Annotated in this window: 19 protein-coding genes and 1 other annotated feature; of the genes, 10 read left to right on the forward strand and 9 right to left on the reverse strand. The window is 54.3% G+C overall.

What is annotated here, in order from left to right; all coding sequences use genetic code 11:
• Positions 1–13: 13 nt before the first annotated feature.
• Positions 14–2,263: a catalase HPII gene (katE, locus tag AC0TNG_RS15850; protein WP_473702386.1), complete on the reverse strand. Its 2,250-nt coding sequence runs from the start codon at positions 2,261–2,263 to the stop codon at positions 14–16.
• A gap of 156 nt (positions 2,264–2,419) precedes the next feature.
• On the opposite strand from katE, the gene cedA reads away from it, so the two are divergent.
• Complete coding sequence (cedA, locus tag AC0TNG_RS15855; RefSeq protein WP_370884122.1) at positions 2,420–2,707, forward strand: cell division activator CedA; 288 nt, start codon at positions 2,420–2,422, stop codon at positions 2,705–2,707.
• Positions 2,708–2,755: 48 nt separating this feature from the next.
• Here cedA and AC0TNG_RS15860 read toward each other — a convergent pair whose 3' ends face one another.
• From AC0TNG_RS15860 to hxpB, 3 genes are all read right to left on the reverse strand, one after another.
• Positions 2,756–4,147 carry an L-cystine transporter gene (locus AC0TNG_RS15860; RefSeq protein WP_267214674.1) on the reverse strand — a complete coding sequence of 464 codons (1,392 nt, stop codon included), beginning with the start codon at positions 4,145–4,147 and terminating at the stop codon, positions 2,756–2,758.
• Between the two features lie 127 nt (positions 4,148–4,274).
• Positions 4,275–4,865: a metal-dependent hydrolase gene (locus tag AC0TNG_RS15865; RefSeq protein ID WP_014883483.1), complete on the reverse strand. Its 591-nt coding sequence runs from the start codon at positions 4,863–4,865 to the stop codon at positions 4,275–4,277.
• 101 nt (positions 4,866–4,966) lie between these two features.
• A complete protein-coding gene (hxpB, locus tag AC0TNG_RS15870; protein ID WP_032650939.1) occupies positions 4,967–5,638 on the reverse strand; it encodes a hexitol phosphatase HxpB in 672 nt (223 codons plus the stop codon).
• A 148-nt stretch (positions 5,639–5,786) separates the two neighbouring features.
• On the opposite strand from hxpB, the gene AC0TNG_RS15875 reads away from it, so the two are divergent.
• On the forward strand, positions 5,787–6,323 hold the full coding sequence (locus AC0TNG_RS15875; RefSeq protein ID WP_023311291.1) for a YniB family protein: 537 nt from the start codon (positions 5,787–5,789) through the stop codon (positions 6,321–6,323).
• Between the two features lie 36 nt (positions 6,324–6,359).
• Here AC0TNG_RS15875 and AC0TNG_RS15880 read toward each other — a convergent pair whose 3' ends face one another.
• From AC0TNG_RS15880 to pfkB, 3 genes are all read right to left on the reverse strand, one after another.
• A complete protein-coding gene (locus AC0TNG_RS15880; protein ID WP_024909435.1) occupies positions 6,360–7,220 on the reverse strand; it encodes a fructosamine kinase family protein in 861 nt (286 codons plus the stop codon).
• 105 nt (positions 7,221–7,325) lie between these two features.
• A complete protein-coding gene (gene ghoS, locus AC0TNG_RS15885; protein WP_047648044.1) occupies positions 7,326–7,616 on the reverse strand; it encodes a type V toxin-antitoxin system endoribonuclease antitoxin GhoS in 291 nt (96 codons plus the stop codon).
• 105 nt (positions 7,617–7,721) lie between these two features.
• The gene (gene pfkB / locus AC0TNG_RS15890) at positions 7,722–8,654 is read right to left on the reverse strand and encodes a 6-phosphofructokinase II (RefSeq protein ID WP_024909433.1); all 933 of its coding nucleotides are present in this window, start codon (positions 8,652–8,654) and stop codon (positions 7,722–7,724) included.
• A 295-nt stretch (positions 8,655–8,949) separates the two neighbouring features.
• On the opposite strand from pfkB, the gene AC0TNG_RS15895 reads away from it, so the two are divergent.
• Complete coding sequence (locus AC0TNG_RS15895; RefSeq protein WP_024909432.1) at positions 8,950–9,708, forward strand: DUF481 domain-containing protein; 759 nt, start codon at positions 8,950–8,952, stop codon at positions 9,706–9,708.
• An 80-nt stretch (positions 9,709–9,788) separates the two neighbouring features.
• On the opposite strand, the gene yniD is transcribed toward AC0TNG_RS15895, so the two are convergent.
• Entirely contained in the window at positions 9,789–9,896 is a 108-nt protein-coding gene (gene yniD / locus AC0TNG_RS15900) for a small membrane protein YniD (RefSeq protein WP_008500658.1), read from the reverse strand.
• A 98-nt stretch (positions 9,897–9,994) separates the two neighbouring features.
• Complete coding sequence (yncL, locus tag AC0TNG_RS15905; RefSeq protein WP_080350507.1) at positions 9,995–10,267, reverse strand: stress response membrane protein YncL; 273 nt, start codon at positions 10,265–10,267, stop codon at positions 9,995–9,997.
• 142 nt (positions 10,268–10,409) lie between these two features.
• On the opposite strand from yncL, the gene thrS reads away from it, so the two are divergent.
• The 7 genes from thrS to pheT all read left to right on the forward strand — a co-directional run bounded on the left by thrS (position 10,410) and on the right by pheT (position 17,276).
• Positions 10,410–12,338 (forward strand): threonine--tRNA ligase, encoded by a 1,929-nt coding sequence (gene thrS, locus AC0TNG_RS15910; RefSeq protein ID WP_008500657.1) that lies wholly within the window; start codon positions 10,410–10,412, stop codon positions 12,336–12,338.
• Between the two features lie 3 nt (positions 12,339–12,341).
• Entirely contained in the window at positions 12,342–12,884 is a 543-nt protein-coding gene (gene infC, locus AC0TNG_RS15915; protein WP_023616141.1) for a translation initiation factor IF-3, read from the forward strand.
• A gap of 97 nt (positions 12,885–12,981) precedes the next feature.
• Positions 12,982–13,179, forward strand: a complete 198-nt coding sequence (gene rpmI / locus AC0TNG_RS15920; RefSeq protein WP_001124225.1) for a 50S ribosomal protein L35 — start codon at positions 12,982–12,984, stop codon at positions 13,177–13,179.
• A 49-nt stretch (positions 13,180–13,228) separates the two neighbouring features.
• Positions 13,229–13,585: a 50S ribosomal protein L20 gene (rplT, locus tag AC0TNG_RS15925; protein ID WP_000124850.1), complete on the forward strand. Its 357-nt coding sequence runs from the start codon at positions 13,229–13,231 to the stop codon at positions 13,583–13,585.
• A 117-nt stretch (positions 13,586–13,702) separates the two neighbouring features.
• Positions 13,703–13,827: a sequence feature (Phe leader region), on the forward strand.
• Entirely contained in the window at positions 13,708–13,752 is a 45-nt protein-coding gene (gene pheM / locus AC0TNG_RS15930; protein WP_001386830.1) for a pheST operon leader peptide PheM, read from the forward strand. It overlaps the preceding feature by 45 nt.
• A gap of 62 nt (positions 13,828–13,889) precedes the next feature.
• On the forward strand, positions 13,890–14,873 hold the full coding sequence (pheS, locus tag AC0TNG_RS15935; RefSeq protein WP_032650942.1) for a phenylalanine--tRNA ligase subunit alpha: 984 nt from the start codon (positions 13,890–13,892) through the stop codon (positions 14,871–14,873).
• Positions 14,874–14,888: 15 nt separating this feature from the next.
• Positions 14,889–17,276, forward strand: a complete 2,388-nt coding sequence (gene pheT / locus AC0TNG_RS15940) for a phenylalanine--tRNA ligase subunit beta (RefSeq protein ID WP_473712745.1) — start codon at positions 14,889–14,891, stop codon at positions 17,274–17,276.

A 17,276-nucleotide genomic window follows, 5' to 3' on the forward strand; every position in this document is an offset into this window, starting at 1 on the left:
CACCCGGCTTTTCTTACGCCGGAATCTGATCGATCTTGCTGCTGCGCGACCAGACGCGGTGCGCGGCGAGCAAATCAAACAGCTTCGTCATAAAGGCATCGTCAACGTTATCTCCCTCGACAATGCCGTCTTCACCCTGATCGGTCACCTTCAGCTGCGCTTTAAATTGTCGCGCGTCGCCGGACAGCGCGATCGGTTTCAGGTGCTTATAGGCTTCCAGCAGATAATAGACGGCGTCCCCGTTGGTCAGCAGGCTGGCAATATCCCCGCACGGCACAATCACCGCATCGACGGTCAGCGATGGCGCCCCGGCAAAGGTTGCGGCCACCGGCAGCACTGAGCCATCGTCAGCCGTCACTTCACCCATGCGGGAATAGAGCAGTTTGGCATGCACGCCCTGAGTTTTCAGCGCCTGCATAATCCCCAGCACGTCGCTGGCGCGGGTTTTGTCATTCAGCAGAATGGCGACCACGCGGCCTTTAATCGAGCCGCCCGGCACGGCATACAGGCTCAGCGACGGATCTTTCTTCACGCCGTTAACCTCTTTCGGCGGAGCAAGGTTGCGCTGCTCGTCGGTCAGCGTAATGCCCAGGTTATCCGCGACGCTCTGGGCAAGCTGAATATCAATATGCGCCAGCTGATCGACCACGCGCTCGCGAATGTAGGTGCGCACCACTTTACTCAGCTCAAAGCTGAAGCCGCCGATGATGTGCTGTTGCTCAATCGGCGTCTGGCTGTTCCAGAACAGGCGAGGGTGGGCGTAATACTCACCGAACGAGGGGCTGCGCTCGCGAATTTTATTGCCATCGATACGCTCCTGATACGATTCGAATCCACCGCGTTTCGGTCCGGGAGGCGTTTCACGCGGCCAGTTATCGTTAATGGAGTTCGGCTCATAGTTCGCCGGGTTGGTATCAATATCCTGACGGTGCATCCCGTCGCGCTGGAAATTGTGATACGGGCAGGTTGGGCGGTTAATCGGGATTTCGTGGAAGTTCGGCCCGCCCAGACGGCTGATCTGCGTATCGGTATAGGAGAACAGACGTCCCTGCAGGAGCGGATCGTTGGTGAAGTCCAGCCCCGGCACGATATGCCCCGGGTGGAACGCGGCCTGCTCGTTTTCGGCAAAGAAATTATCCGGGTTGCGGTTGAGCACCATTTTACCCACCAGCTGCACCGGCACCAGCTCTTCCGGGATCAGCTTCGTCGGGTCCAGAAGGTCGAAATCGAACTTAAATTCGTCCTCTTCCGGTATGAGTTGCAGGCCCAGTTCGTATTCCGGGAAGTCGCCCGCTTCAATGGATTCCCACAGCTCGCGGCGATGGAAGTCCGGATCGCGTCCCGTCAGCTTTTGCGCCTCGTCCCACACCAGCGAGGCTTTACCCGCGACAGGCTTCCAGTGGAAGCGGACAAACGTGGCCTTACCCTCGGCGTTGATCAGACGGAAGGTGTGGATGCCAAACCCCTCCATGGTGCGATAGCTGCGCGGAATGCCGCGGTCTGACATCGCCCACATCACGTTGTGTAAGGTTTCAGGCTGCAGGGAAACATAGTCCCAGAAGGTGTCGTGCGCACTTTGTCCCTGCGGTATGGCCCAGTGGGGCTCCGGTTTTACCGCATGGACAAAGTCAGGAAATTTATGCGCGTCCTGAATGAAGAACACCGGCGTGTTATTGCCGACCAGATCGAAAATACCCTCTTCGGTATAAAACTTGGTGGCAAAGCCGCGGATATCCCGGACGGTATCTGCCGACCCCGCGCCGCCCTGCACGGTGGAGAAACGCACAAACACCGGGGTGATTTTATCCGGGTCGGAGAGGAAATCCGCTTTGGTGATCGCTTTCAGACTCTTATAGGGCTGGAAGTAGCCGTGCGCAGCGGAACCGCGTGCGTGGACGATGCGTTCCGGTATCCGCTCGTGGTCAAAATGGGTGATTTTTTCCCGCAGGATAAAGTCTTCCAGCAGGGTTGGGCCGCGCACGTCTGCGCGAAGGGAGTTCTGATCGTCAGCAATACGCACGCCCTGATTGGTTGTGAGCGCAAAACCCTCGCCGCCTTTACGGTGTGGCTCAAGAGATTTCAGCTTCTCGTTTCCCGTGTCCGGCGATTTCATGCTTCCCGGTGCGGTAGGCTGTTCGCCCGGTGCTGAGGGGCCAGGGGAGGGGCGGTGAGAGCCGTCTGCAGGGGCGAGAGAGTCCATACCCGGTTGAGATTCTTCAGTGCCATGAATCGGTGATTGATGTGTTTTATCTTTGTTCGACATTGCACGCTTCTCCTTTATCCATTGCTAAAAACCCTATTAAGGATAGAACAATGTCGCGACATGGTTCGCGAACTAAGAGTTTTCATATGCCGTGATTAGCGAAAGGAGCCATCTCACCCACTCGGAGCGCGACGGAAGGCAGCAGGATCGGCTATCATAGAATTTTCCTGCTTCAAGAATTTTGCTTTAGTGAATCCGTCGCTTATGAAACCTCTTCGTCAACAAAACCGCCAGGTTATTAGCTATGTGCCCCGCGTTGAGCCCGCGCCGCCTGACCATGCCCTGAAAGTGGAGGGCTTTCGTGATGTCTGGCTGCTGCGGGGGAAATACGTGGCCTTTGTGCTGATCGGCGAACATTTCCGTCGCTCTCCCACGTTTACGGTGCCGGAGTCCGCACAGCGGTGGGCGATGCAGATCCGCCAGGATGAAGAGGTTGAAGAATAACAGCCATAAAAAAACCGCCTGATGGCGGTTTTTTTATTTCTACCGTGATTAACGGTGCGCCAGCTCGGCGTCGTCTTCACTTTCCAGAATCGTTTTGTCGGTCTGCTTCAGCCACTGGCTGGTCAGCGTACCGGCGGTCATGGAGCCGCTCACGTTCAGCGCGGTACGACCCATGTCGATCAGCGGCTCAACGGAGATCAGCAGGGCGACCAGCGTTACGGGCAGACCCAGCGCAGGCAGCACAATCAGCGCGGCGAAGGTTGCGCCACCGCCAACACCCGCAACGCCTGCGGAGCTTACGGTAACAATCCCGACCAGCGTGGCGATCCATACCGGATCCAGCGGGTTGATACCCACCGTCGGCGCGACCATCACGGCCAGCATCGCCGGGTACAGACCCGCACAGCCGTTCTGACCAATGGTGGCACCAAAGGAGGCAGAGAAGCTGGCGATGGATTCAGGCACGCCCAGACGACGGGTTTGCGCTTCAACGTTCAGCGGAATAGACGCGGCGCTGGAACGGCTGGTGAAGGCAAAGGTCAGTACCGGCCAGACTTTACGGAAGTATTTCAGCGGGCTGACGCCGTTCACGCCCAGCAGGATGCCGTGCACCACGAACATAATGCCCAGGCCCAGATAAGAGGCGACAACGAAGCTGCCCAGCTTAATGATGTCCTGCAGGTTAGAGCCGGCAACCACTTTGGTCATCAGCGCCAGCACGCCGTAAGGGGTGAGCTGCATAACCAGACGAACCAGTTTCATCACCCAGCTTTGCAGGGTGTCAATCGCGGTCAGAACGCGTTCGCCTTTTGGCGCGTCGTCTTTCAGCAGCTTCAGCGCCGCGACGCCCAGGAACGCGGCGAAAATAACCACGCTGATGATCGAGGTTGGGCTCGCACCGGTCAGGTCAGCAAACGGGTTCTTCGGAATGAAGGAGAGCACCATCTGCGGCACGGTCAGGTCAGCTACTTTACCCACATAGTTGGTCTGAATTGCGGTAAGACGTGCCGTTTCAGCGGTACCCTGAACCAGACCTTCTGCGGTCAGGCCAAACAGGTTGGTGACCAGCACACCCACCAGCGCGGCAATCAGCGTGGTGAACAGCAGCGTACCAATGGTCAGGAAACTGATTTTTCCTAGCTGAGTGGCGTTATGCAGGCGGGCCACGGCGCTCAGAATAGAGGCGAACACCAGCGGCATAACGATCATCTGCAGCAGCTGGACATAGCCGTTACCGACAATGTTGAACCACTGAATGGAATCTTTCAGAACTGGATTATCGGAGCCATAAATTGCCTGTAATGCCAGACCAAATACGACACCCATGGCCAGACCAACCAGCACCTTTTTCGCCAGGCTCCACTGTTTGTGGCGCGCCTGCGCGAGAAGCAATAGCAATATAACGAACACAACGACGTTCGCGATGAGTGGAAAATTCATCCCCGTTCTCCTGATTTATTATTGGGTCGGTTTTTACCGATCCTGTTGGCGGAAGGTTAGCAGAAGTGTGATGTAGCGCTTATATCCAAATGGAATGGGTTATGACAAATGGGATAATTTTGTCGGTTTACTGTTCAATCTGGTGATGAATAAAGCGATTAAACTGAAATTGCAGCGAATTAATCATCTGGGATGACCAGCGAACTGCACTGTTTTCGGGCAAGGTTTGCGGCATCCAGACGGCGTAAGCAAACAGCGCCATGCACAATACCCGCTCAAGCTGGTTACCTTTCTGCGGTGCGAGGATGGGAAAACGGAAACGCCAGCGGCAGGGCCATAGCAGCGGCACGCCCGCAGGCGTCAGCATATCGGCCAGAATATGGCTTAAATAGCCCAGCACCATCCCCTGGATGGCATCGGCGGGGACTATCCAGCTTTCAGGCACTTTTAAATAGAACAGCGTCAGCAGGCCAAACACGGCCAGCAGGCTGTGCGTAAACCCCCGGTGGCCGAACGCGCGGGCGATGGGTTTCGACACCCATTTCAGACGCTGTCCGAGGAAGGATTTGGGATGGTCGATGTCGGGCAGCAGACAGGTCAATACGGCGGAAGGGACAATATGCCACCAGTCCCCCTGTGCCAGCACGGGGGTAAGTTCAGCGTTTTTGGCAAATACTGCGCATGCAATAGAAAAAAGCAGGTGGCCTTCCGCCGTCATGATAAAACCCACGAAACTGTCAATTCATACAGTATAGGGTTTTTATACAGTAGGCGGAAGAGGTGACGGTGTAACTGTTTGTCACAAACCGGAGGAGGGCGTTAACCGCCCTGCAGGTGGCGCGCCGTCAGTTCTGCCAGTGAATGTAGCTTCACGTCGGCAAGCGCAAACCGGGGATCGTGGCGGCCTTCTTCCGCAGGCACCACAATGGAGCGCATCCGCGCGGCTTTAGAGGCCACCATGCCGTTAACGGAATCTTCCAACGCAACGCAGCTGAGGGGATCCAGGCCGAGCTTAGCGGCACAGTCCAGATAGACCTGCGGGTGCGGCTTGCTGTAAGGCAATTTTTCAGCGGACGCCAGCGCGTCAAAACTGTCGCGCAGTTCAAACATCGTGAGCACTTTTTCCAGCATATGCAGCGGTGAAGCGGAAGCCAGGCCAACCTTCAGCCCCTGGGCTTTACACAGCGCGACAGCCTCACGTACGCCGGGCAGCAGCGGCCGGCTCTCTTCCACCAGAGAAATGGCGCGGCTGATAATGCGTGCGGTCACCTCATTGCGATCGGGACCCACCCACGGCTGTTGGGCAAACCACAGGTCAACCACCATATCGATGCGCAGGCCCAGCGTATCGGGTAGTTCATTACGGCGGCTGATATCGACGCCCAGACTGGCCATTACATCTAGTTCGGCGCGATCCCACAGCGGTTCGGAATCGATCAGTAATCCATCCATGTCAAAAATTGCGGCAAGAATTTGGCGCGGTGTCGACATCACAACGTCTCCTTATCCAGGGTGTTCGACAGACGATACGTGCTAAGCACAATCTGCAATTTAGCATATTGCTTTTAAAGAGCGGGCGAAATTGATGGCCAGCAGGTAGACTTAGGCACAAATAACGCGTCTTTATGAAGAGGAACTGATGACGTATCAACAAGCTGGACGCATTGCGGTCTTAAAACGTATTGCTGGCTGGGTGATTTTTATTCCTGCCGTCATTTCTACGCTGATTTCTGTACTCAAATTTATGTACGATCACAGCGAAAAACAGCCGGGTATCAATGCGGTAATGCTTGATTTCGCTCATGTCATGATTGAGATGATGCGTTTTAATACGCCATTTTTGAATGTCTTCTGGTTTAACTCACCCACCCCGGATTTTCATCAACAGCTGAATATCGGCTTTTGGGTGATATACGCCCTGATCTTTGTTGCGCTGGCACTGCAGGCCTCTGGCGCGAGGATGAGCCGCCAGACGCGCTTTTTACGCGAAGGCGTTGAGGATCAGTTGATTCTGGAGCAGGCCAAAGGCCCGGAAGGCATGAGTCGGGAGCAGATCGAATCCCGCATTGTTGTGCCGCGTCACACCATTTTCCTGCAAATTTTCCCGCTCTATATCCTTCCCGTGATCATCATTGTGGCGGGATACTTCTTCTTCTCACTGCTCGGTTTTCTGTAAGCGATAAGGGTGGCGGCAAGGCCACCCGTTCGCGTCTCAGGCGGCAAGCATACGCTCGAGTGCCCGCTGGGCGTTAACCAGGTGTTCTCCGCCAAAAAGAATGGCACGGTTCATCAGCGTATAAAGCTGATACACCGGCTGGCGGTCGAGGAAACCGGGCGGCAGGGGGGAAACAGACTGGTATCCGTCGTAGATTTGCGGTGGCTGCTCCGGATGAAGCGGCAGCATGGCAAGATCGCACTCTCTGTCACCCCAGTAGCAGGCCGGGTCGAAGATGTAGGGGCCGTTGGGACCCAGCGCGCAGTTATCGGACCACAAATCGCCGTGAAGCAGAGACGCCTGGGGCTGGTGGGAGGCCAGACGCTGTTGAACGTGTTCGACGATGGCATCAATATTGCCAAATTCCAGCCCTTTCTCGGCGGCCAACTCAAGCTGCCAGCCAATGCGCTGCTCGGCAAAAAATGTCGACCAGCGACGCTGCCAGGCATTGGGCTGTGGCGTGGTGGAGAGATCGTTATCAAAATCGAGACCAAACTGCGGCTGGTCGCTCCATTGATGCAGGCGCGCTAGCTGTTGGCCGAGGATAAACGCATTATGGGCATCCAGCGGTCGGGCGGGGAGATATTCCATGACCAGAAAACTGTAATCGCGGTCGCTACCGACGGCCAGCACCTGCGGGACCGTCACCGTTTTACTGCGCGACAACAGCTCCAGCTGGTCGGCTTCGGCGGTAAATATCGGAAGCAGTTCTCGCTCATCGCACTTAACGAAAAGATCGCGTCCTGCGTAGCGTAAATGCCACGCGGCGTGGATCTCACCGCCTGGCAGTTCGTTACGCAGTTCAATTTCACCTTCACCCAGCTGCTCACGTAAAAGATGACTGATAGCCTGCCACATGTTGTCTCTCCCATGTTGTCTGCCAGATCATAAAGTTAGCGCATAATTGCGGTAAAAAAATACGAACTAACGCACACCTGAGCGGTTTAAATTCATGCAGCGCACTTATTGTTCTTTTTTTCGCCAGCTTTCCCAGGTATCCACGTCAATTTCGGCAGGCTTGTCGGTCACGCTCTCTACCAGACTGGCGGCCAGCGCATGAACCTCTTCCTGGCTCAGGGCGCCGATGAGACCAAATGCCAGGGTGCCTAAATCATGAATATTGCCCTCGTCATCCGTGAGCGTGAGGAGAAAATTAGCCCGGGTGAAGGCGTTGTTGAGCTCATTCAGCTCGGTCAGCGATGCTTCATGAAGGTTGATGGTCACGACGTAACGTGTGATGTCACCACTGCTCATAATTCACCTCATTGTTATCATGGAAGTTTTCTTAGCATAGTCGATAGTTTGCGTTTGGCGACTCAGAGCGGACATTCCCCTCCGTAAAGACGAAGGGGAAAGGCGTTAATTTCGGGACAGGTAATCGACGATTTTTTGCGTATCGGCAAGTGAGCAGAGACGCGTGCCCTGATTGATAGTTGCGGCGCTACCCGCCGCCACGCCGTAGCGCGTCATTTCCAGCAGAGACGCGCCCTGCGCCAGTTTTAGCGTCATCGCGCCCACCATGCTATCGCCCGCACCAACCGTGCTCTGGCTCTTCATCGGCGGTGGGACAACCTGAACGGACGACGTTTCATCGACGGCCAGCGCCCCCTGAGGACCAAGGGAAACGACTACGCGTCGCGCTTTGCCGCTGCGTACCAGCTCCTGCGCGGCGGTGCGAACATCATCAGGCTGCGTCAGTTCGCGGTTGACCAGCGCGCTTAACTCTTTCTGGTTGGGTTTGACCAGCTCCAGATTGCCCGGCACCAGGGCCGCCTGCAGGGCCTCGCCGCTGCTGTCAACGATGCAGCGGATGCCGCGTTTCTGTACCGCCTGAATCAGCGCCGTTAATTTTTCCGTGCTGACGCCGGGCGGCAGGCTGCCGCTTACCACCAGCAGCGCGCCGCTCTCTATCGTCAGCACTTTCTCTTCAAGCTGACGAAACTCGTCATCGCTAAGTTTCGCACCCGGCATGACAAAACGGTACTGCTCGCCGCTGGACTCCACGTGGACATGCAGGTTTTGCCGCGTCCAGTCTTTGGCCTCGACGGTCTCTACGGCTACCTGTTCATCTGCCAGCAGAGAGACCAGGTGTTCACCGGTGGCACCGCCTGCGGGGAAAATTGCCGTGGCTTTGCCGCCGAGGTGGGTAATAGCGCGCGCCACGTTGATCCCGCCGCCGCCGGGCTCAAAGACCGGGGCGCTACAGCGCAATTTACCTTCCGGGTAAATCTGCGGCGTCAGGGTGGCGGAATCCAGGGAAGGGGAGAGCGTCAGGGTATAGATAGAAACCATCATTACCTCCTTTTAGTATGGGTTCTTATTAGCCTGGCACCATTTGACAGGAAGGCAATGTAAATAACAGTATGATTTTAAATATGAATACTGACAAAAAGTGAGGCGGGGGATATATAAAATAAAACGCTTTTTGAGATCGTTCTTATTCAAAAAATGAAATAAGAAAACATTGCTATGTTATTTGCGGCTTTTTATAATTTGTTACCTTTCTCTGGACGCCTTGTCATTGATCCTCAAGAAAGATTCCGGGACCGTGTGGTCTCTTTTTTTGTTGTACGGACTCCTTAATAAAATGAAGCTTTTAAAGACAGTGCCCGCTGCACTGATGCTGGCGGGTGGCGTGTTTGCGGCTATGAACGCGACCGCTGATGATACCGTTTTTACTGTCATGGACGATCCTTCCACCGCGAAAAAACCGTTTGAAGGTAACCTCAACGCCGGGTACCTGGCACAATCCGGTAACACGAAAAGCTCTTCTCTGACGGCGGACAGTACGCTCACCTGGTACGGCAACACCACCGCCTGGTCTCTGTGGGGTAATGCCAGCAACACTTCCGCAAATGACGAACGTTCTTCCGAGAAATATGCGGTAGGCGGACGTAGCCGTTACAACATGACCGACTATGACTACCTGTTTGGACAGGCAAGCTGGTTAACCGACCGTTACAACGGTTATCGCCAGCGTGATGTGTTCACCGCCGGTTATGGTCGCCAGTTCCTGAACGGTCCGGTACACAGCCTCCGTTTTGAATTCGGTCCGGGTGTGCGTTATGACGAGTACACCAATGGCGATACCAAAACCCAACCGCTCGGTTACGCTTCCGGTACCTATGCCTGGCAGATGACTGACAACACCAAATTTACCCAGGGTGTTTCCGTATTTGGTGCCGACGACACGACGCTGAACTCTGAGACGGCGCTGAACGTGGCTATCAACGAACACTTTGGTCTGAAAGTGGCCTACAACGTGACCTGGAACTCTTCACCACCAGAAACTGCGCCGGATCATACCGACCGCAGAACCACGGTTTCACTGGGTTACAGAATGTAATAAAAGCGGGCCGATGTTGATGTCGGCCCGTTTATTGTCTGTGGCTATTTGACGTCCCTTCTGATGACCTGTCTTCGCCCCTAGCCCCAAATCATTGCCGCCCAACGGAGTAGCAGCATTGCGCCGCAGATGGCAATCAGCACCAGCACCATTTTCCAGTGTTTTACGGCAAATCGTTTTGTTGGCATAACCTAATCCTTGTTCGTTGATACCCACAGTCTACCAAACAGGGCCGAAATATGCCCCTTCTCGGGATCGATTGGGTTATGCCAGCATAGGGTACGGCTCAGAACCAGTGGAATCGTTCGGCGAGAATCAACAATAAACCTGTGGCGGAAAGGACATTCAATATCACAACCGTTCTGCTGGATACGTTCATGGTATGCACCTTTGGGTTTAAGGACCTGTTCAAGAGTAGCTCAGCATCTTCGAAATGCGAGCGCAGGGGAGAAGCAACCCGCAAATTCGTACGAAAGTGCCAGCCCATCAATCTGGCCGCAGAGGGTGCAATCTCCTTTGCGTTAGTGTTAACATTACGTCGCTTGCCGTAAATCCACATTAATCTGAATTCGGCAGGTGAATGATGACGAACCAATTTGACGATTGTTGGTCAGATGGTGTCGTAATCTATTGTCAAATCACGATTATTTTCTTTGTATATGCTCTTATGTGTGGGGCATCACTGCAAATAAGGATATAAAATGCCTGTAATTACTCTTCCTGATGGCAGTCAACGCCATTTCGACCGTGCTGTTAGCCCAATGGATGTTGCCCTGGACATTGGTCCTGGTCTCGCGAAAGCGACTATCGCTGGCCGTGTGAACGGTGAGCTGGTGGATGCCTCCGATCTGATCGAAAACGATGCGACGCTTGCCATCATCACCGCGAAAGACGAAGAAGGTCTGGAGATCATTCGTCACTCCTGCGCGCACCTGTTAGGCCATGCCATCAAACAGCTGTGGCCAAACACCAAAATGGCGATCGGTCCGGTTATCGACAACGGTTTCTACTACGACGTTGACCTCGACCACACCCTGACTCAGGAAGATATCGACGCGCTCGAAAAACGCATGCACGAGCTCGCCGAAACCAACTATGACGTCATCAAGAAGAAAGTCAGCTGGCACGAAGCGCGTGAAACCTTCGTGAAGCGCGGCGAGAGCTACAAGGTCTCTATTCTTGACGAAAACATTTCGCATGATGACAAGCCTGGCTTGTACCATCACGAAGAATATGTCGACATGTGCCGTGGACCGCACGTGCCGAACATGCGCTTCTGTCATCACTTTAAGCTGATGAAGATCGCAGGCGCCTACTGGCGTGGCGACAGCAACAACAAGATGTTGCAGCGTATTTATGGTACCGCGTGGGCCGATAAAAAAGCCCTGAACGCGTACCTGCTTCGTCTGGAAGAGGCGGCGAAGCGTGACCACCGTAAAATCGGCAAGCAGCTTGACCTGTACCACATGCAGGAAGAAGCGCCGGGTATGGTGTTCTGGCATAACGACGGGTGGACTATCTTCCGTGAACTGGAAACTTTCGTACGCTCCAAGCTGAAAGAGTACCAGTATCAGGAAGTGAAAGGCCCGTTCATGATGGACCGTGTGCTGTGGGAAAAAACCGGCCACTGGGACAACTACAAAGATGCGATGTTCACCACCTCGTCTGAGAACCGTGAATACTGCATCAAGCCAATGAACTGCCCGGGCCACGTTCAGATCTTCAACCAGGGTCTGAAATCCTACCGCGACCTGCCGCTGCGTATGGCGGAGTTCGGTAGCTGCCACCGTAACGAGCCATCAGGTGCGCTGCACGGTCTGATGCGTGTTCGTGGCTTTACGCAGGATGATGCGCATATCTTCTGTACTGAAGATCAGGTCCGTGACGAAGTTAACGCCTGTATTCGTATGGTCTACGATATGTACAGCACCTTTGGCTTCGAGAAGATCGTGGTCAAACTCTCAACGCGTCCGGAAAAACGTATCGGTAGCGATGAGACCTGGGATCGCGCAGAAGCGGATCTCGCCGTGGCGCTGGAAGAGAACGGTATTCCGTTCGAATACCAGCTGGGCGAGGGCGCATTCTACGGCCCGAAAATTGAATTTACCCTGTATGACTGCCTCGATCGCGCATGGCAGTGCGGTACTGTACAGCTGGACTTCTCCCTGCCGCAGCGTTTAAGCGCCTCTTATGTTGGCGAAGACAACGAGCGTCAGGTACCGGTAATGATTCACCGTGCCATTCTCGGCTCTCTGGAGCGCTTCATCGGCATCCTGACCGAAGAGTTCGCTGGCTTCTTCCCAACCTGGCTTGCGCCAGTGCAGGTAGTGGTGATGAACATTACCGATTCTCAGGCGGATTACGTTAAAGAATTGACGCAGAAACTACAAAATGCGGGCATTCGCGTAAAAGCAGACTTGAGAAATGAGAAGATTGGCTTTAAAATCCGCGAGCACACTTTACGTCGTGTCCCGTATATGTTGGTCTGTGGTGATAAAGAGGTGGAAGCAGGCAAAGTTGCCGTTCGCACCCGCCGTGGTAAAGACCTGGGCAGCCTGGACGTAAGTGAAGTGATTGAGAAGCTGCAACAAGAGATTCGCAGCCGCAGTCTTCAACAACTGGAGGAATAAGGTATTAAAGGCGGAAAACGAGTTCAAACGGCACGTCCGAATCGTATCAATGGCGAGATTCGCGCCCAGGAAGTTCGCTTAACAGGTCTGGAAGGCGAGCAGCTGGGGATTGTGAGTCTGAGAGAAGCAATCGAAAAGGCTGAAGAAGCTGGAGTAGATTTAGTTGAAATCAGCCCTAACGCCGAACCGCCAGTTTGTCGTATCATGGACTACGGCAAGTTCCTTTATGAAAAGAGTAAGTCTTCTAAGGAACAGAAGAAGAAGCAAAAAGTTATCCAGGTTAAGGAAATCAAATTCCGTCCTGGTACCGACGATGGCGATTATCAGGTAAAACTCCGCAGCCTGATTCGCTTTCTGGAAGATGGCGATAAGGCCAAGATCACACTGCGTTTCCGCGGTCGTGAGATGGCCCACCAACAGATTGGTATGGAAGTGCTTAACCGCGTCCGTGACGATCTGAGTGAACTGGCAGTAGTCGAATCCTTCCCTACGAAGATCGAAGGCCGCCAGATGATCATGGTGCTCGCTCCTAAGAAGAAACAGTAAGGCCTTCAAGCAGCAAAATCTGTGGAGCCTTCGGGTTTCATAGGTTTTGTTCGCCTATGTTTCGTTTATTTAACAATGCGAAGTGGAAGTTATTAAAATGCCAAAAATTAAGACCGTACGCGGTGCTGCTAAGCGCTTCAAAAAAACCGGTAAAGGTGGTTTTAAGCACAAGCACGCTAACCTGCGTCACATTCTGACTAAGAAAGCTACCAAGCGTAAACGTCACCTGCGTCCAAAAGCCATGGTTTCTAAAGGCGATCTGGGCCTGGTCATCGCGTGCCTGCCGTACGCATAAGTCGTTTCGTTTAACTTTTTTAACTTAGAATAGATACAGGAGAGCACACATGGCTCGCGTAAAACGTGGTGTAATTGCACGTGCACGTCACAAGAAAATTTTGAAACAAGCTAAAGGCTACTACGGTGCGCGTTCACGCGTATACCGCGTTGCCTTCCAGGCTGTTATCAAAGCAGGTCAGTACGCTTACCGTGACCGTCGTCAGCGTAAGCGTCAGTTCCGTCAACTGTGGATTGCGCGTATCAACGCAGCAGCACGTCAGAACGGTATTTCTTACAGCAAATTCATCAACGGCCTGAAAAAAGCCTCTGTTGAAATCGACCGTAAGATCCTGGCTGACATCGCAGTATTCGACAAAGTAGCGTTCACCGCTCTGGTCGAAAAAGCGAAAGCAGCACTGGCATAAGCCAGTTGAAAGAGGGGGCTTTGCTCCCTCTTTTCATTTAACACCATCAGAAGATTGACATTTATCCGTCCAGGCTTTTCAATAAGGTCTTAACGGTTTTTACCAGACAAGGTAACGCAAGCATGAATGCTGCTATTTTCCGCTTCTTCTTTTACTTTAGCACCTGATTTCAGGAGGCTAGCGCGTGAAAGATGAAACGAAAAACAGCGCCAGATAAGCCTCCCGATGGAGGCTTTTTTTGTGCCTGAATTTGAGAGAATAACTCCACCAAATCGGTGTCTGCACCGACATAATGAGGAAAATCATGTCACATCTCGCAGAGCTGGTTGCCAGTGCAACAGCCGCCATTAATCAGGCCTCAGATGTTGCCGCGTTAGACAATGTCCGCGTCGAATATCTTGGGAAGAAAGGGCACCTGACCCTTCAAATGACAACCCTGCGTGAGCTGCCGCCAGAAGAACGCCCGGCTGCGGGTGCGGTGATTAACGAAGCCAAAGAGCAGGTACAGCAGGCGCTGAACGCGCGCAAATCCGAGCTGGAAAGCGCGGTGCTGAATGCGCGTCTGGCCGCAGAGACGATTGACGTTTCTCTGCCGGGTCGCCGCATCGAAAACGGCGGTCTGCACCCGGTTACCCGCACCATCGATCGCATTGAAAGTTTCTTCGGTGAGCTCGGCTTTACCGTGGCGACTGGCCCGGAAATCGAAGATGATTACCATAACTTCGACGCCCTGAACATTCCTGGCCATCATCCGGCACGCGCTGACCACGACACTTTCTGGTTCGACGCTACGCGTCTGCTGCGTACCCAGACCTCCGGCGTTCAGATCCGTACCATGAAGGATCAGGAGCCGCCAATCCGCATTATCGCGCCGGGCCGCGTCTATCGTAACGACTACGATCAGACCCACACCCCAATGTTCCACCAGATGGAAGGTCTGATCGTTGATAAAAACATCAGCTTTACCAACCTGAAGGGCACGCTGCACGATTTCCTGAACAACTTCTTTGAGGAAGATCTGCAGGTTCGTTTCCGTCCGTCCTACTTCCCGTTCACCGAACCGTCTGCAGAAGTTGACGTGATGGGTAAAAACGGCAAATGGCTGGAAGTGCTGGGCTGCGGCATGGTGCATCCAAACGTGCTGCGCAACGTGGGTATCGATCCGGAAGTTTACTCCGGCTTTGCCTTCGGCATGGGCATGGAGCGTCTGACTATGCTGCGTTACGGCGTGACAGACTTACGTGCATTCTTCGAAAACGATCTGCGTTTCCTCAAACAGTTTAAATAAGGGCAGGACAGAACAATGAAATTCAGTGAACTGTGGTTACGCGAGTGGGTGAACACCACGCTGGACAGCGAAGCGCTTTCTAACCAGATCACCATGGCGGGTCTGGAAGTGGACGGCGTTGAGCCGGTTTCAGGTGCATTCAACGGCGTGGTCGTTGGCGAAGTGGTAGAGTGCGGTCAGCACCCTAACGCTGACAAACTGCGTGTAACAAAAGTGAACGTGGGCGGTGACCGTCTGCTGGATATCGTCTGCGGTGCGCCAAACTGCCGCCAGGGCCTGAAGGTGGCGGTGGCGACCGTCGGTGCGGTGCTGCCGGGCGATTTCAAAATTAAAGCGGCTAAGCTGCGCGGCGAGCCGTCTGAAGGCATGCTGTGCTCCTTCTCCGAGCTGGGTATTTCCGACGACCACAACGGCATCATTGAGCTGCCGCTGGATGCGCCAATTGGCACCGATATCCGTGAGTACCTGAAGCTTGATGACAACACCATCGAAATCAGCGTCACGCCAAACCGTGCCGACTGCTTAGGTATCATCGGCGTGGCGCGCGATGTGGCCGTGCTGAACCAGACCGAACTGAACGCGCCGGACATTGCGCCGGTTGAAGCGACCATCAGTGACGTGCTGCCTATTCAGGTTGACGCTGCGGATGCCTGCCCGCGCTACCTCGGTCGCGTGGTGAAAGGCATTAACGTAAAAGCGCCAACCCCGCTGTGGATGAAAGAGAAGCTGCGCCGCTGCGGTATCCGCTCTATCGACGCCGTGGTTGACGTGACTAACTACGTTCTGCTGGAGCTGGGCCAGCCAATGCACGCGTTCGATAAAGATCGTATCGACGGCGGCATCGTTGTGCGCATGGCGAAAGAGGGTGAAACCCTGGTTCTGCTGGACGGCAGCGAAGCGAAACTGAACGCCGACACCCTGGTGATTGCTGACCACAGCAAAGCGCTGGCAATGGGCGGTATCTTCGGGGGCGAGCATTCAGGCGTGAACGACGAGACGCAAAACGTCCTGCTGGAATGCGCGTTCTTCAGCCCGCTCTCCATCACCGGTCGCGCACGCCGTCACGGCCTGCATACCGATGCCTCTCACCGCTACGAGCGTGGCGTTGACCCGGCGCTGCAGTATAAAGCGATGGAACGTGCGACTCGCCTGCTGATCGATATCTGCGGCGGTGAAGCGGGCCCGGTTATCGACGTCACCCACGAAGCGACCCTGCCGAAGCGTGCCACCATTACCCTGCGCCGCAGCAAGCTGGATCGCCTGATTGGTCACCACGTTGCCGATGCGCAGGTGACCGATATCCTGACGCGTCTGGGTTGCGAAGTGACCGAAGGCCAGGACGAGTGGAAAGCCGTTGCGCCATCATGGCGTTTCGACATGGAAATTGAAGAAGATCTGGTGGAAGAAGTGGCCCGCGTTTACGGCTATAACAACATCCCTGATGAGCCTGTCCAGGCAGGTCTGGTGATGGGCACCCACCGTGAAGCCGACCTGTCCCTGAAGCGTGTGAAAACCATGCTGAATGACAAAGGCTACCAGGAAGTGATCACCTACAGCTTTGTGGATCCAAAGCTGCAGCAGCTGATCCACCCGGGCCAGGAGGCGCTGATCCTGCCAAGCCCAATCTCCAGCGAAATGTCCGCGATGCGTCTGTCTCTGTGGACGGGCCTGCTGGGCACTGTCGTTTATAACCAGAATCGTCAGCAAAACCGCGTGCGAATTTTCGAAAGCGGTTTGCGCTTTGTACCGGATAATCAGGCAAATTTAGGCATCCGTCAGGATCTCATGCTGGCTGGCGCCATCAGCGGCAACCGCTATGAAGAGCACTGGGACCTGGCAAAAGGCACGGTTGATTTCTACGATATGAAGGGCGATCTGGAAGCAATTCTGGGTCTGACCGGTAAATTATCTGAAATTGAATTCCGCGCAGAAGCCATCCCGGCACTGCATCCGGGCCAGAGCGCAGCTATCTATTTAGACGGCAAACGCGTTGGTTTTATTGGGGTTGTTCACCCTGAGCTGGAGCGCAAGCTGGACCTGAACGGCCGTACCATCGTGTTTGAGCTGGAATGGAACCCGGTGGCTGACCGCGTTATTCCTCAGGCTCAGGACGTCTCCCGCTTCCCGGCAAACCGCCGTGATATCGCGGTTGTGGTCGCGGAAAATGTGCCCGCAGCAGATATTTTGGCCGAATGTAAGAAAGTTGGCGTAAATCAGGTAGTTGGCGTAAACTTATTTGACGTGTACCGCGGCAAGGGCGTAGCAGAAGGTTTCAAGAGCCTCGCTATTAGCCTTATCCTTCAGGATACCAGCCGTACACTCGAAGAAGAGGAGATTGCCGCTACCGTCGCCAAATGTGTAGAGGCATTAAAAGAGCGATTCCAGGCATCATTGAGGGATTGA

The organism is Enterobacter sp. PL_is514, assembly GCF_055816715.1.